This is a genomic window from Streptomyces phaeolivaceus (genome assembly GCF_009184865.1).
GTDB classification, from domain to species: Bacteria; Actinomycetota; Actinomycetes; order Streptomycetales; family Streptomycetaceae; genus Streptomyces; species Streptomyces phaeolivaceus.
The window spans coordinates 9,282,462-9,296,873 of record NZ_CP045096.1 but is presented as its reverse complement, the minus strand read 5'-3'; the positions used below and the strand labels follow the sequence as shown (position 1 = coordinate 9,296,873).

General features: G+C 69.1%; 13 protein-coding genes. 10 read left to right on the top strand and 3 right to left on the bottom strand.

The window, feature by feature from the left end; all coding sequences use genetic code 11:
* The first annotated feature begins 28 nt into the window (after positions 1 to 28).
* From F9278_RS42335 to F9278_RS42325, 3 genes are all read left to right on the top strand, one after another.
* On the top strand, positions 29 to 1,990 hold the full coding sequence (locus tag F9278_RS42335; protein ID WP_226967175.1) for a glycoside hydrolase family 3 protein: 1,962 nt from the start codon (positions 29 to 31) through the stop codon (positions 1,988 to 1,990).
* 431 nt (positions 1,991 to 2,421) lie between these two features.
* Positions 2,422 to 3,315 carry a fumarylacetoacetate hydrolase family protein gene (locus tag F9278_RS42330; protein WP_152173061.1) on the top strand — a complete coding sequence of 298 codons (894 nt, stop codon included), beginning with the start codon at positions 2,422 to 2,424 and terminating at the stop codon, positions 3,313 to 3,315.
* Between the two features lie 107 nt (positions 3,316 to 3,422).
* Positions 3,423 to 4,031 (top strand): ester cyclase, encoded by a 609-nt coding sequence (locus tag F9278_RS42325; RefSeq protein WP_152173060.1) that lies wholly within the window; start codon positions 3,423 to 3,425, stop codon positions 4,029 to 4,031.
* Positions 4,032 to 4,152: 121 nt separating this feature from the next.
* Here F9278_RS42325 and F9278_RS42320 read toward each other — a convergent pair whose 3' ends face one another.
* Positions 4,153 to 4,941 carry an IclR family transcriptional regulator gene (locus tag F9278_RS42320; RefSeq protein ID WP_152173059.1) on the bottom strand — a complete coding sequence of 263 codons (789 nt, stop codon included), beginning with the start codon at positions 4,939 to 4,941 and terminating at the stop codon, positions 4,153 to 4,155.
* Between the two features lie 180 nt (positions 4,942 to 5,121).
* On the opposite strand from F9278_RS42320, the gene F9278_RS42315 reads away from it, so the two are divergent.
* The 7 genes from F9278_RS42315 (at position 5,122) to F9278_RS42285 (ending at position 13,193) form a co-directional block, all read left to right on the top strand.
* Positions 5,122 to 5,880: an SDR family NAD(P)-dependent oxidoreductase gene (locus tag F9278_RS42315; RefSeq protein ID WP_193241888.1), complete on the top strand. Its 759-nt coding sequence runs from the start codon at positions 5,122 to 5,124 to the stop codon at positions 5,878 to 5,880.
* A gap of 163 nt (positions 5,881 to 6,043) precedes the next feature.
* Positions 6,044 to 6,922, top strand: a complete 879-nt coding sequence (locus tag F9278_RS42310) for a fumarylacetoacetate hydrolase family protein (RefSeq protein ID WP_152173058.1) — start codon at positions 6,044 to 6,046, stop codon at positions 6,920 to 6,922.
* 31 nt (positions 6,923 to 6,953) lie between these two features.
* Complete coding sequence (locus F9278_RS42305) at positions 6,954 to 7,814, top strand: fumarylacetoacetate hydrolase family protein (RefSeq protein WP_152173057.1); 861 nt, start codon at positions 6,954 to 6,956, stop codon at positions 7,812 to 7,814.
* Positions 7,815 to 7,908: 94 nt separating this feature from the next.
* The gene (locus F9278_RS42300) at positions 7,909 to 9,435 is read left to right on the top strand and encodes an ABC transporter substrate-binding protein (RefSeq protein ID WP_152173056.1); all 1,527 of its coding nucleotides are present in this window, start codon (positions 7,909 to 7,911) and stop codon (positions 9,433 to 9,435) included.
* 59 nt (positions 9,436 to 9,494) lie between these two features.
* Positions 9,495 to 10,439, top strand: a complete 945-nt coding sequence (locus tag F9278_RS42295; protein ID WP_152173055.1) for an ABC transporter permease — start codon at positions 9,495 to 9,497, stop codon at positions 10,437 to 10,439.
* Between the two features lies 1 nt (position 10,440).
* Entirely contained in the window at positions 10,441 to 12,351 is a 1,911-nt protein-coding gene (locus F9278_RS42290) for a dipeptide/oligopeptide/nickel ABC transporter permease/ATP-binding protein (protein ID WP_152173054.1), read from the top strand.
* Positions 12,348 to 13,193, top strand: coding sequence for an ABC transporter ATP-binding protein (locus F9278_RS42285; protein ID WP_152173053.1), 846 nt, complete (start codon positions 12,348 to 12,350; stop codon positions 13,191 to 13,193). Before F9278_RS42290 ends, F9278_RS42285 begins: the two co-directional genes overlap by 4 nt.
* Positions 13,194 to 13,278: 85 nt before the next feature.
* On the opposite strand, the gene F9278_RS42280 is transcribed toward F9278_RS42285, so the two are convergent.
* Together F9278_RS42280 and F9278_RS42275 are read right to left on the bottom strand one after the other, a co-directional pair.
* Positions 13,279 to 13,602 carry a MoaF-related domain-containing protein gene (locus F9278_RS42280; protein WP_152173052.1) on the bottom strand — a complete coding sequence of 108 codons (324 nt, stop codon included), beginning with the start codon at positions 13,600 to 13,602 and terminating at the stop codon, positions 13,279 to 13,281.
* Positions 13,603 to 13,618: 16 nt separating this feature from the next.
* The gene (locus F9278_RS42275; RefSeq protein ID WP_152173051.1) at positions 13,619 to 14,377 is read right to left on the bottom strand and encodes a nuclear transport factor 2 family protein; all 759 of its coding nucleotides are present in this window, start codon (positions 14,375 to 14,377) and stop codon (positions 13,619 to 13,621) included.
* Between the last annotated feature and the right edge of the window lie 35 nt (positions 14,378 to 14,412).

Here is a 14,412-nt window from a genome sequence, read left to right as displayed (position 1 = left end):
GCTTCCCTCCGGCTGAGGAGACACGTCTGTGAAGATCCTGGCATTGGCCGCCGTCCTGGCCGGCTTAGTTCCCCCGGCTTCCGCCACCGCACATGAGCACCGGCAACCCGAAATCGGCTCCAGGAGCGCACCCGTCATCACGGTGGACGGCCTGCGCTTCCGCGACCTCGACCGCAACGGCACGCTCACGCCGTACGAGGACTGGCGCCGCTCACCCGAGCGTCGCGCCAAGGACCTGCTGGGCAGAATGGCGCTGCCGCAGAAGGCCGGTCTCATGGTCCACGGGACCCTGCCGGTCTCGGGGCAGGGCTACAACCTCACCACGCTGACACCGCTCGTCGCCGACAACTCGGTGACCACGTTCATCACCCGTCTGTCGGCCCCGCCGGACAGGGTGGCCGCCGCGAGCAACTCCGTCCAGGAACTCGCCGAACGGCAGCCGTTGGGCATCCCCGCGGTGATCTCCACCGACCCTCGCAACGGGTTCGCCGTGGCCGACGGACAGACCGTCGCCCGTAACGGCACCACCGCCCTTCCCGACTTTCCCGGTATGACGGCGGCCGACGACCCCGCGCTGACCCGGCGCCTTGGCGACATCATCCGCCAGGAGTACCGAGCCGTAGGGATCACCGAGAGCCTGTCGCCCCAGGCCGACATCGCCACCGAGCCCCGCTGGGGCCGGATCAACGGCACCTTCGGCTCCGACCCCCACCAGGCGAAGAGGCAGGTCCGGGCCTATGTGGAGGGCATGCAGGCCGGGTCCACCGGGTTGCGCGGCAGGAGCGTGGCCACGGTCACCAAGCACTGGGCGGGTTACGGCGCGCAGGAGAACGGCTACGACAGCCACTACTACTACGGCCGCTACGCCACCTTCCCCGGTGGGAACTTCAACGCTCATCTGACGCCGTTCACCGGAGCGTTCGACGCCGGGACCTCCGGGGTCATGCCGACCTACTCGATCCTCAAGGACCTGGTCCACCAGGGAAAGAAGGTCCCGCAGGTCGGCGCGGGCTTCAACAGCTACCTTCTGAAGGATCTGTTGCGCGGGCGCTACGACTTCGACGGAGTGGTCCTCTCGGACTGGGCCATCACCGGGGACTGCCCCCAGGTGTGCCGGGACAACCGTCCTCCGGCATCGTTCGTCGGCCCGTGGGGAGTGGGGATGCCCTGGGGGGTGGAGGAACGGACGATCGTGGAGCGATTCGCTCTGGCCGTCAACGCGGGCGTGGACCAGATCGGCGGCTCCAACCAACCCGCCCATATCGTCGAGGCGGTCCGGCGGGGTCTGCTGAGCGAGCAACGCGTGGACCAGGCCGCCTACCGGATCCTGCTGCAGAAGTTCCAGCTCGGTCTGTTCGAGAACCCCTATGTGGACCCTGTGGCAGCCGAGGCGCTGGTGGGCGGCGAGGCGTTCCAGCGGGTCGGTGACGACGCACAGGGCAGGTCATTGACCCTCCTGCGCAATGAGCGGCGCCTGCTGCCCGTCCGCGCGGGCAAGGTGCGCACCGTCTATCTGCACGGCGTCTCCGCCCAGAGCGCCGAAGCCCGTGGCCTGACGGTGACGAGCGACCCGGCCGAGGCCGACCTGGCGATCGTCCGGCTGACCGACCCGGCCAGCGGGGCCGATCTGACCGGCCTCGACTTCACCGGCACGGAGGGCGATTTCACGGCGCTGAAGGCGGCACACGCGGCGGGCGTGCCGACCGTGGCCGTGCCCAAGTTGGACCGGCCGCTCGTCCTCACCGATGTCATGAAACACTCCGACGCGATCCTGGCCAACTACGGAGTGTCGGACGCCGTCCTGCTGCAGACGCTGTTCGGCGAGCGCTCGCCCGCCGGCCGTCTCCCCTTCGAACTGCCCTCCTCCATGGCGGCCGTGGAGGCGCAGCTCGAAGACGTACCGGACGACACCGTCCGCCCTCTGTTCCGTCGGGGCTACGGACTGTCGTACAGGTGCTCGTCTGAGAGGACACACGGTTGCCGACCATGAGTGAGTGAGCAGTACACGACCAGCGTGGTGACAGCGATCGCCGGTGGCCTTCGGGCCACCGGCGATCGCTTCGTCTGTCCGCCCCTTCCGCTGTTCGCCGTCCGCAACAGGCCTCAACAGCCCCCGTCCGCACCGTTGACCCACGAACCGCGGCCTGTGTACCGTCTGTCTGATTCGAAAGTGACTTTCATTCAGCGAGAGTAACGTGGTGCACGGTGAAGGCGGCGGTCGGCCTCGCCCGGCAGTCACGCCTTCGGCGTCCGGGCCGCTCGCGCGCGAACGGGCGGTCGCCGGCGGGTGCGTCGACGCCGCGCCACCCCACGGCCGCGGGAGCCGGCGGGAACCACGCTCTTCCTGGACGGTGCGGAGGCGACACACACGACCGGCGGGCCGGTGATCGCCGACGGCGGATACGACATGGTGGGTGCCTGATGAAGCTCGTGACGTTCGACGCGGGACAGGTCGGATACATCGACGGCGAAACGGTCGTCGAACTGGATGTCCCGAACACCCGGGAGTTCTTCGGACGGGAGGGGCAGGTCCCCGAGACCGGCCGCACCTTCCCGCTGGCGCAGGTGCGTCTGCGCGCGCCGATCGCACCCAAGAAGTTCTTCCACACCTCGGGAAACTTCCGCGAGAACGAGGGCGAACCCAGGCAGGTGGGCTGGTCGCACCCGATGCACAAGGGCATCGTCTTCTTCCAGAACGTCGACGCGATCGTCGGCCCCGACGAGGCGGTGGTCCACCCCGAGCATCTGACCAGTGAGCTGGACTGCGAGCCCGAACTCGCCATCGTGATCGGCAGACCGGGGAAGTTCTTCACACCGGAGCAGGCACTCAGTCACATCATGGGCTACGCCGTCTTCAACGGCGTCACCGCGCGCGACATTCAGCGACGGGAGGTGCCCTCCGGCGCCTCCTCCTTCTGCAAGGCGATCGACACCTTCGCCCCGCTCGGACCCTGGATCGTCACCGCCGACGAGATTCCCGACCCGCACAACCTGCGCATGGAGCTCCGCGTCAACGGCGAGACACGGCAGGGCTCGCACACCAGCCGGATGATCGTGAGCATCCCGGAGCTGGTGGCCTACCACTCCCCCCAGGGATACAGCGCGGGCGACCTGATCACGACCGGCCCGGCCTCCGGCACGGCCGGCGGCAATCCCGTCTCCGCCGGCCCCTACCTCAAACCGGGTGACCAGATCGAGGCCGAGATCGAAGGCGTCGGCGTGCTGCGCAGCCCTGTCATCTCCTGGCAGGAGGCACACGGCACAACCCCCGGCCGACCCCGGGAACCACGTCGCCCGGCCGAGGGCACCAAATAGTTGAAAGATCAATCAGATTGAAGTAAGCTCCGATCAGTTGAAGATTCAAGGGAAACTTCGACCGATTTGCTTAAACTTTGAATCACCATCGGAAGCACGGAGCCTTCATGATCAATCGCCGAAACGTCCTCCGCGGCGGAGGCGCCGCCTCGCTGGGCGCACTCGCCATCACCGCCGTGGCCGGCGGTACCGACCTGGCGACGGCCGCGACACGCCGCCCGGAGCTCCTCGGTGACCCGGCCTCCACCCCGCAGGCCGAATCACTGTGGCCCGCCCATCTCACACACACGGAGCGCAGAAACCTCCAGGTCTTCGACGAGCTGGACTTCGACGTCTACTCCGGCCAGCAGTGGAACCGGCTCGGCGAGAGCCACGCCCGGAACATCCGCGTCCACTGGCCCGACGGCCACTACACCGACGGCATCGAGCAGCACATCGCCGACCTCAGGAGCCAGTTCGTCTGGGCCCCGGACACCCGCATCACCGAGCACCCGATCCGGATCGCCAAGGACAACCTGACCTCGGTCACGGGCGTCATGAAGGGCACCTTCTCCCGCCCCATGCCCGACGGAAACGGCGGCTCGATCCAGCCGACCGGCAAGGAGTTCTCCATCAACATGGCGACGGTCGGCCTCTGGAACAAGCACGGCGTGATGGAGGAGGAGTTCCTCTTCTGGGACAACCAGACCTTCCTCCAGCAGATCGGCCTCGCCTGACCTGAGACGAGACGACCCGGCGCCTACACGGGCGCCGGGTCGTCCGCGCTTCGTACGACCGCGCGGACGCCACGCGCCACCGCGCCTTCCTCGGGAGTCCCGAGGACGACCTCGATCCGGCTCACAGAACCGCCCCCACACGGTGTCCGAGGCGCAGCGATATCTCCCGGCACGTGTCCAGCAGGGGCTCTTTGAATTCGGTGAGCAGGCGCTCCACGTCGTAGCCGACCGCCTGGACCGCCACGTTGACGGACGCGATCACCCTGCCGCCCTCGTCCCGCACCGGCGCGGCGATCGACCGCAGGCCGTGGGCCACCTCCTGGTCCTGAAGGGCATAGCCTCGTCGGCGGACCAGAGCGAGCTGCTCGTCGAGAGAGGTGCGGGAACGGACCGCGTGCGGCCCCGCACCGTCGGCGAAGGACTCCGGCCGCAGGAGCGCGTCCAGCTGTTCGGCCTCGAGGTAGGCGAGCAGCACCTTGCCCATGGAGGCGTACACCGCGGGCAGCATCGAGCCGACCTGGATGTTCGCCGTCACCAGTTCCGCGTTCCGCAGCCGGACCAGGTACAGCACGTGGTCGCCCGACAGCACCCCCAGATTGACCGTTTCGCGGGTACCTTCGGCCAGGGCACGCAGCGGCCCCGTCGCGGTCTGCACGAGGTCGAGCCCCTGGAGGGCCGCGAAGCCCAGCGTGAGCACCCGCGCGTTCGGACGGTACCGGCCGTCCGGCAACTGCTCCAGGTATCCCTCGGACTCCAGCGTCGCGACGATCCGGAACAGGGAAGCCATGGGCATGCCCGTCAGCTCCACGAGGTCGCTGACACGCAGCGCGGGTCTGCGATCCGAGAACATCGAGAGCACCCGCAGCCCCTTGGCGAGCGCTTCGATGCGGTATTTCGCACGGTCGGCCACTGTCGCCCCGTTCTCACTTTGCGGAGTGTGCTTTTACCCTCCGAAAGCTAACGTCCGCCCGGGCTCCACACAAGCCTGGCGAAACGAATGATGTCGCAGCTATTGCGAGCAGCAGCACCCCCAGGTTACGTTCCCGGCGAGTTCAAAAGTTGATTTCACCTAGTGAAAGTTATGGCTCGAATGAATCGGTCGCTTGGGCTGGAAGGCAGCAGGGTACTGGTCGTCGGTGCGGGCGGCCTCGGCTCCGCCTGCGTGGCGGGGCTGGCCGAGGCCGGGGCTCGCGTGGTCGCCGCGGATCTCAGCGAGCAGCGGCTGCGCGACCTCGACGCCGAACTCGGTCTCACCGAGGCGGGCGGCGGGGTGATCACCGCGGACCTGAGCCGGGCGGCCGACTGCCGGGCGGCGGTCGGCAAGGCGGTCGGCGTCCTCGGCGGCCTCGACGCCTTCGTGCACGCGGTCGGCATCAACAACCGCCGGCCCATCCTGGACTTCTCCGACGAGGAGTGGGACGAGGTCCTGACCGTGAACCTGTCGAGCGCCTACTGGCTCGGACAGGCGGTGGGCAGGGTGATGAGCGAGCAGCGCCACGGTCGGCTCGTCTTCGTCTCCTCCGTGTCCGGTCTGCTCGCCCATGCCAAGCACGGTCCGTACGCGGCCTCCAAGGGCGGCATCAACCAGCTCATGCGAGTCATGGCGCACGAATGGGCCGCGCACGGCGTGGGAGTCAACGCCGTCGCCCCCGGCTACATCGAGACGTCACTGACCGCCGAATACCTCAGCCGGCCCGGGGTGCGGGAGGACCTGACCTCTCTCGTACCCGCGGGCCGGCTGGGCACCCCGTCCGAAGTCGTCGGCCCCACACTTTTCCTGGCCTCACCGCTGGCCTCCTTCGTCACGGGCCAGGTGCTCTACGTGGACGGCGGTCGCACGCTCGTCTGAGTCGGACCATGGCGGAGAAGTCCGAGAAGGGCAGTCCCGACGACCGCCCGACGACGCCGCTCGGCCGCGTCTCCGCTCCCGAGGTACGCGCGGGCCCGCCCCCGTTCCGGTTCGCCCCACCGAGTCGGTTTTTTCACCAGATAGCAAGCAAGAGGAGAACGCGGTGAAACTGATCACCTTCGACGCCGGTACGGAGACCGGGCTCGTCGGCAGCCTCGACGGGGAGACCGTCGTCGAACTCGATGTACCCACCACCCGCGAGTACTTCGAGCGCGGCGGCGCGGAGCCCACCGGTCGGACCTTCGCGAGTACCGACGTACGGCTGCGGGCGCCGATCGTGCCGAAGAAGTTCTTCCACACCTCGGGCAACTTCCGTGAGCACGAGGACGAATCGAAGCAGGTGGGCTGGTCGCACCCGATTCACAAGGGGATCGTCTTCTTCCAGAACGTCGACGCGATCGTGGGCCCGGACGAGGCCGTGGTGTACCCGGAGCATCTGACGTCCGAACTGGACTACGAGCTCGAACTCGCCGTCGTGATCGGCAAGCCGGGCAAGTTCTTCACCGCCGAGGAAGCGGTCGACCACATCGCGGGGTATGTCGTCTTCAACGACATCACCGCCCGCGACATCCAGCGCAAGGAGATGGCCTCGGGCGTCTTCTCGTTCTGCAAGGCCATCGACACCTTCTGCCCGCTCGGCCCGTACATCGTGACCGCCGATGAGATCCCAGACCCCCACAACCTGAAGATGGAACTGCGGGTCAACGGGGACGTGCGGCAGAGCTCCAACACCAGCCGCATGATCGTGAGCATCCCCGAGCTGGTCGCCTACCACTCGCCGCAGGGCTACAGCGCCGGCGACCTGATCACCACCGGCACCGTGTCGGGGGTCGCGGGTTTCCGCCCCGACGCGGAGGACTACTACCTCCGGCCCGGCGACGTGGTCGAGGCGGAGATCGAGGGGGTGGGCACGCTGCGCTCCCCGATCGTGTCCTGGAAGGACGCCTACGGGCAGCCCGCTCCGCCCAGGGTCACCTGGTGACCGGCGGCCGGATCGCTGTGGAAATACGCCCATGAGGCTGGTCACGGTGGACGGCAGGCTCGCCCTGCAGCACGACGGCCGCGCGGTCGACGTGGCCGGAGCGAGCGGGGGACGGTTCGACAGCGACCCGATGGCGGCCTTCGAGCGCTGGGCGGAGTTCACCGCCTGGGCGGGGACGTACGTCCCCGGGCCCGGCGCCGGAGAACAGGTCGCGGCCGACCGCCTCGGCCCGCCGGTGCCCCGGCCGCGGCAGGTCTTCGCGGTCGCGCTCAACTATCCGCCGCACGCGGCGGAGGCCGGATACCAGCCCCCTGAGGACCCGCTGGTCTTCACCAAGTTCCCGACGTGCGTCACCGGACCCGACGCGATCGTCGAACTGCCCGGCGAGAAGGTCGACTGGGAAGTCGAACTCGTCGCGGTGATCGGCGAGGGCGGACACCGGATCCCCCAGGAGGATGCCTGGACGCACGTGGCCGGCCTCACCGTCGGACAGGACCTGTCCGAGCGGGCCGTACAGACGCGGGGCACACCACCGCAGTTCAGTCTCGGCAAGTCGTTCCCCGGCTTCGGGCCGACCGGCCCGGCCCTGGTGACCCTCGACGAGTTCACCGACCCCGGCGACCTGGAGATCTCCGGCACGGTGTCGGGAACCGTCGTACAGCGATCCCGCACCAAGGAAATGATCTTCTCGGTGCCGGTGCTCATCGCGCGGATCTCCGCCGTCTGCCCGCTCCTTCCCGGTGACCTGATCTTCACCGGTACCCCGGCGGGCGTCGGAAACCGGATGACTCCGCCTCGTTACCTCACGCCCGGTGACGAGCTGGTCAGCCGTATCGAAGGGATCGGCGAGATCCGCACGCGGTTCTCGCCGTCCGACGGCGTCCGCCCATAGGCGGCGCAAGACATAGGTACGCGACCTGGATCCGTACCACCCCGGCCCGTCGTGGGCCGACGAGCCCGTATGGCTCTTCAAGAGGAGTTGAAAGATGAGAACCATTCGTAGAGTGGCGGGTCTGGGTGTCACGGCGGCACTGCTGCTGACCGCGTGCGGCGGCGGGGGCGACACGTCGAACGACAGCGCGTCCGGCGGCAAGATCGCCGTCGGCATGCCGATCGATGTCACCACCTTCGATCCGCACAAGTCACTGACCGGACCGTTCATGCAGTACCTCACACCGGTCTACGACACCCTGATTCGGCGCACCTCGGACGCCAAGCTCGAACCCGCGGTGGCCACTTCGTGGAAGTACACCTCGACCGACCGGCGCACCTTCGAGCTGAAGCTGCGCAGCGACGTCACGTTCTCCGACGGGACGAAGCTCGACGCCGCTGCGGTGAAGAAGAACCTCGAACACGCCAAGGCCGACGGCGGTCCCTTCGCCTCGTCGCTCGCCTCGGTCAGCTCGGTCACCGCACCGGACGCGAACACCGTCGACCTGAAGCTGTCGGGCGCCGTTCCGGATCTCGACTTCGTGCTGGCGGGCCCGCTCGGCATGCTGGTCTCCCCGAAGAGCCTCACCGGCGACGCGCTGAACCGCACTCCGGCCGGCAGCGGACCGTACACCCTCTCCTCCAGCAGCGTGCCCGGGCAGCGGTACGTGTACAAGGCGCGCAAGGACTACTGGAACGCCAAGGCCGTCGGCGCCGACAGCCTGGAACTCTCCGTCATGCCCGACAACGACGCACGGCTCAACGCCCTGCGGTCCGGGCAGATCGACATGACGGTGGTCTTCCCGCAGCAGGCGCAGACCGTGAAGTCGGCCGGTCTCCAACTGCTTTCCAAGCCGCTCAACTTCCTCGGCCTCGGCCTGCTGGACCGGGCCGGTACCAAGGCACCCCAGCTGGGCGACGTCCGGGTGCGGCAGGCGATGAACTACGCGGTCGACCGGGACGCCCTGGTCAAGGCGGTGACCTTCGGCTACGGCACCTCGTGGAACCAGATCTTCCCGCCGTCGTCGGCCGGCGCCAGCGACACGGCCGGGAAGCAGTACCCGTACGACCTCGCCAAGGCCAAGGACCTGCTCGCCAAGGCCGGTTACGCCAAGGGCTTCACCCTGCCGGTGTTCAGCGAGAGCCGGTTCTCCAGCTACCTGGAGGCGCTCGACGGCCAGCTGCGGAAGGTCGGCATCAAGCTCGACATCAAGCTCGTCCAGTCGGGCCTGACCCAGTCGTGGGGCACCACCGACAACCCGGCGCCGATGTTCGTCTACGGTGTCGACGACGTCTACCAGGCAGTCAAGCTGTTCGCGCTCAAGGACTCCGCGTACAACCCGTTCAAGGCGGACTCCCCGGCGATCCGGAAGAACTTCGAGGCCGCCGAGGCCGCCACGGACGACGCGGCCCGCGACGGCGCGTACCAGAAGATCTCCGACGAGATCACCGACCAGGCGTGGTTCCTGGTGACGCATGTCCAGGACTCGCTCTACGCGGTGAACGACAAGAAGGTCTCCGGAGTGGAGATGTACACGGGCAACTCGGTGCCCTTCGTCTACGGCTGGAAGGTGATCGGCTGACGGTGCGCGGCCGGGCCGGCTCTCCGGCCCGGCCCGCGCTCCGTCGTCGCGGAGGGGACATGTTCAGATTCATAGTGACGCGGCTGGGATCGGCCGTGATCGTCCTGTTGTCGGTGTCCGTCCTGGTGGTACTGCTGGTCCGGCTGATGCCCGGTGATGCCGCGTCGGCCATTCTCGGCGACCAGGCCACACCCGAGAGCATCGCCCGGGTCCGTGCCGAACTGGGCATCGACCGCCCCGTCTACTCGCAGTACCTCGACTGGCTCGGCGCGGCGCTCCAGGGCGACCTCGGCCGCTCGCTGGTCACTTCCGTCCCGGTGACCGAGGCCATCTCCGACCGGCTGTCCGTCACCGTGTGGCTGTCCGTCACGAGTCTCGTCGTGGCCCTGGTCCTCGGAGTGGCGCTCGGCACCGCGGCGGCGCTGCGTGCCGGGGGCCGCGCGGACCGGATCGTCTCGGCCGGCACGGCCTTCGCGGTCGCCGTCCCGCACTTCTGGCTGGCCCTCGTCATGGTGCTGCTCTTCTCGCTCAAGCTGGAGTGGCTGCCCGCGACCGGGTACGTCGCCCTGGGGCAGGACCCCGCCGAGTGGGCCAGAGGCCTCGTCATGCCGGTGACCGCGCTGGCGCTCGGGCCCACCGCGATCATCGCGCGGCAGACCCGCAGCACCATGGTCGACATCCTCCAGCGCGACTACATCACCGCGGCCCAGGGACGTGGCATCCGGCTGCCCCGCCTCATCGGCAAGCACGCGCTCAAGAACGCCGCGATCCCCATCGTGACCAGCCTCGGGCTGATCGCCTCGGTGCTGGTCGGCGGCACGGTCTTCATCGAACTGGTCTTCGCGATGCCAGGGATCGGACAGCTCCTGATCACCGCCGTGCAGAGCAGGGACCTGCCCGTGATCCAGGGGGTCATCACCTGCGTCGCGGCCGTCGTCGTGCTCGTCAACCTGCTGGTCGATCTCTCGTACGGCTGGCTCAACCCGAGGACCAGGACGGCCTGACATGTCATTCTTCGCCAAGTTCCGCAGGCAGCGTGTGGCGGTGGCCGCGGCCGTCGTCCTCCTCCTCGTCGCGCTGGCGGCCGTACTGGCCCCGTTGATCGCCCCCTACGACCCGCTCGCCCAGAACCTGGACGCGCTGCTCCAGGGCCCCAGCGGTTCCCACTGGCTGGGCACGGACGCGCTCGGCCGGGACGTCATGAGCCGGCTGCTGTACGCGGCCCGGGTCTCCCTGCCCGCGGCACTGCTGGCCCTCGGCGTCGCCGTCGCCATCGGCGTGCCCTGCGGTCTGGTCATGGGATACGTCGGCGGCAGGATCGACCGGATCGGGATGGTCTGCACCGATGTCATCCTCACCTTCCCCGGTGTGATGCTGGCCATCGCCCTGATCGCCGTCTTCGGCAACAACATGGTCAACGCCATGGTCGCGCTCGGCGTCGTATACAGTCCCAACTTCGTCCGGCTCGCCCGCGCCGAGACCCTCGCCGTGCGCGGGGAGAACTACGTGGCTGCGGCCCAGCTGCTGGGCTACCCGGCCCGCCGTCTGCTGGCCCGGCACATCCTGCCCAACATCGCCCCGCCGCTGCTCGTCCAGGCGTTCCTGACCTTCGGATTCGCCCTGCTCGCCCAGTCCGGGCTGTCGTTCCTCGGGCTCGGTGTGCAGCCGCCGTATCCCGGCTGGGGCGCGATGCTCGCCGAAGGCGCGTCGTACATGTCGCAGAACCCGGTGCTGATCCTGCCGCCGGGCCTCGCGATCGCGCTGACCGTGCTCGCCGCCAACCTCATGGGAGACGGCATCCGCGACAGCATCGGCGCGGGCGTTCGACGGGGAGCGGTGACGTCCCGCCCTCGCGGCGCCGGGAAGCTCCGGCGGCCCGCGCCGCCCACGGCCGCGGTGCCCACGGGTGAGCCGGGCGTGCTGGAGGTGTCCGGACTGTCCGTCGGCTACGACAGTGACGGCGAGACCCGCCTGATCCTGGAGGACGTGTCGCTGCGCGTCCCCCGGGGCAAGACCCTCGCCCTGGTCGGGGAGTCGGGCTCCGGCAAGTCGGTGACCGCGCTCGCCGTCATGGGACTGCTTCGTCCGCCGCTCGGCGTCCTCGCCGGCTCGGCCCGGCTGGACGGCCAGGAGCTGATCGGCGCCGGCCGGAGCGAACTCGACCAACTGCGCGGCAGCGCGATGTCCATGGTGTTCCAGGACCCGCTGGCGAGCCTCAACCCCTCGTTCACCATCGGCAACCAGCTCGTCGAGACGATCCGCCGCCACACCGGTCTGAACCGCGCCGCAGCCGGGGCCCGCGCGCTCGAACTCCTGGAGCGCGTGCACATCCCCAACGCCGCCGAGCGTCTCAAGGCCTATCCGCATGAGCTGTCGGGCGGCATGGCCCAGCGGGTGATGATCGCCCTCGCCACGGCCTGCCGGCCCAAGCTGATCATCGCCGACGAGCCGACGACCGCCCTCGACGTCACCGTGGAGGCGGAGATCCTCGACCTGTTCCGGGAACTCCAGGCCGACCTCGGCGCGAGCGTGCTGTTCATCACCCACGACATGGGGGTGGTGGCCGACATCGCGGACGAGGCCGCCGTCATGTACGCGGGCCAGATCGTCGAACAGGCCCCGGTCGACGAACTGTTCACCAGGCCGACGCATCCGTACACGAAGGCGCTCCTGAACTGCATCCCCTCACGTCACCAGGGCGGGGACGCGCTGCCGACGATTCCGGGCGTCGTGCCCGACCCGGGGCGGCGGCCCGCCGGATGCCGGTTCGCCGACCGCTGCGCGCACGCCCGGGACGACTGCGCGGCCCCGCAGCCCCTGCGCATCACGTCCGGCGGTGCCGTGCGGTGTGTGCTCGCCGATTCCGGCCCGCACCGGACGCCCGCCCCCGCCGTGGAGAAGAAGGTACAGGCATGACCGCGCTGCTCGACATCCGTGATCTGACCGTGCGGTTCGGCTCCGGGCCGGGCCTGCTGCGACGCCAAAGCCAGTGGTCGGAGGCGCTGAAGTCCGTGTCGCTGTCGGTGGCCGCCGGCGAAACGGTCGGCCTGGTCGGCGAGTCGGGCTCCGGCAAGACGACTCTGGCCCGCAGTGTGCTCGGCCTGGTGACCCCGCACACGGGCACCGTCTCGCTCGGTGGCGAGGTGATCGACGCCAGGCGGAAGGCGGACCGGCAACGGGTACGCCGTGATGTGCAGATGGTGTTCCAGAACCCGTACTCGGCGCTCAACCCGACCATGACCATCGGTGCCGCCCTCCTGGAGGTGCTGCGCCGACGGGAGGGGCTGGACCGCACGGCCGCCGCGGCACGCGCCGCCGAACTGCTGGACTCCGTGCGCATCCCCACCTCGGCCCTGGGCCGCTACCCGAGCGAGTTCTCCGGCGGTCAGCGTCAGCGTCTGGTCATCGCCCGCGCCCTCGCGGCCCGGCCCAAGCTGCTGATCTGCGACGAGCCGTTGTCCGCGCTGGACGTCTCGACCCAGGCGGAGATCATCAACCTGCTGCAACGGCTGAAGGCCGAGACCGGCACGGCCTATCTGTTCATCGGGCACGACCTCGCCGTGATCCGTCACATCAGCGATCGGGTCGCGGTGCTCTACCGGGGGGAGCTGGTCGAGGAGGGGGACGCGCGGCAGGTGTACGACGCCCCGGCGCACCCGTACACCCGGCGGCTGCTGGCCTCGGTGCCGGAAGCGGACCCCCAGGCACAGCGGCGCAAGCGGGAGGAACGCAGAGCGCTGGCCGAGCGGACGGGGTGACCTGACCGACACGGCCGAACGGGGCCGGGCTGCTGCCCGGCCCCGTTCGGCAGCCGTTCTCGGACGCCGTCCTCGGAAGCCGTCCTCAGATCTCCTCGAGCGTGCCCGTGTGCAGTTCCGCCACCCGGCCGTCGGGAGTCTCGTAGGTCCAGAAGGCGTGGACCGCCCCGGTGTTGAGGTTCATCGCATGGGTGATGGTCATGCCCGACTTCTCCAGCCAGCCGAGGATGAAGACGCCGGGGCTGACCTCGGCGGCGTGCAGCTCGACGTCCTCGACCGCGCCCTTCGTGGGTCCGGCGACGGTCTCGTAGTGCAGTGTGGTGCCGTCGGACGCGTAGGTGTTGTGGAAGACGACGCCGTTGTCGACGCTGAAGCGGAAGGTCTTCCCCGCGTAGGTCAGGTCGCTCATCGTGTTTGTCCCGCCCTCAGAACAGGCCGTTGGTGTGCGGGAGCTCGTCCGGGATCTGGGCGATGACGTCCCAGTGCTCGACGATCTTGCCGTCGGCCACCCGGAACAGGTCCCAGTAGGCGACCGGTACGCCGAACTCGCCCTCGGACTGGAGCAGGACGAGGTCGCCCTCGGCGACGACCTTGTGGACGGTCCGGTAGACCAGGTTCTTGCCCTGCTCGCCCCACTTGGCGGCGGCGGCGCCGAAGCCGTCGAGGCCGTCGGCGGCCTCCGGGTTGTGCTGGAGATAGGTCTCCGTGGAGATGTAGTCGGTGAGCACCGAGTAGTCGGCGCCCTTCAGGACCTTCTCCGCGAACTCGGTGACCAGCTTACGGTTCTCGTCGGTCCGGTCCAGGTCGGCGGGGGCGTTCTGGCCGTCGGTCTGGGTGCGGCCGGAGGCGGTGTCCTTGACCACCGGCGTCAGCGCGTCCCAGTGCTCGGCAAGCTTGCCGTCGGCGTCCACGCGGAAGAGGTCGAAAGCGACCAGCGGCTCGGGGCCGAAGCCGTGGTAGACACCGTGCAGCGCGACCAGGTCACCGTCCGCGATCACCCGGGCGCCCTCGTAGCTGAAGCCCTCCGGGAGCCCGGCCACCAGCTGCCGCAGGGCTTCCGGACCGTCCGCCGCGAGGCTGCTGTGCTGACGGTAGTCGGTGGCCACCCAACGGTCCACCGCGCTCGAGTCCTTGTCCCCGAACAGCTCGCCCGCCGCCTTGAGGACGATCTCCTTGTTACCCACGGCACCTCTCCGATCTGCGTTTTCCAGTGACACCT

What these genes read in the sequence shown, in the direction of transcription:
- F9278_RS42330 (WP_152173061.1), top strand. Translation starts at nt 2,422, where the DNA reads ATGAAGCTCGTGACGTTCGACGCGGGACAGGTCGGATACATCGACGGC.
- F9278_RS42325 (WP_152173060.1), top strand. Translation starts at nt 3,423, where the DNA reads ATGATCAATCGCCGAAACGTCCTCCGCGGCGGAGGCGCCGCCTCGCTG.
- F9278_RS42315 (WP_193241888.1), top strand. Translation starts at nt 5,122, where the DNA reads ATGAATCGGTCGCTTGGGCTGGAAGGCAGCAGGGTACTGGTCGTCGGT.
- F9278_RS42305 (WP_152173057.1), top strand. Translation starts at nt 6,954, where the DNA reads ATGAGGCTGGTCACGGTGGACGGCAGGCTCGCCCTGCAGCACGACGGC.
- F9278_RS42300 (WP_152173056.1), top strand. Translation starts at nt 7,909, where the DNA reads ATGAGAACCATTCGTAGAGTGGCGGGTCTGGGTGTCACGGCGGCACTG.
- F9278_RS42295 (WP_152173055.1), top strand. Translation starts at nt 9,495, where the DNA reads ATGTTCAGATTCATAGTGACGCGGCTGGGATCGGCCGTGATCGTCCTG.
- F9278_RS42290 (WP_152173054.1), top strand. Translation starts at nt 10,441, where the DNA reads ATGTCATTCTTCGCCAAGTTCCGCAGGCAGCGTGTGGCGGTGGCCGCG.
- F9278_RS42285 (WP_152173053.1), top strand. Translation starts at nt 12,348, where the DNA reads ATGACCGCGCTGCTCGACATCCGTGATCTGACCGTGCGGTTCGGCTCC.
- F9278_RS42280 (WP_152173052.1), bottom strand. Translation starts at nt 13,602, where the DNA reads ATGAGCGACCTGACCTACGCGGGGAAGACCTTCCGCTTCAGCGTCGAC.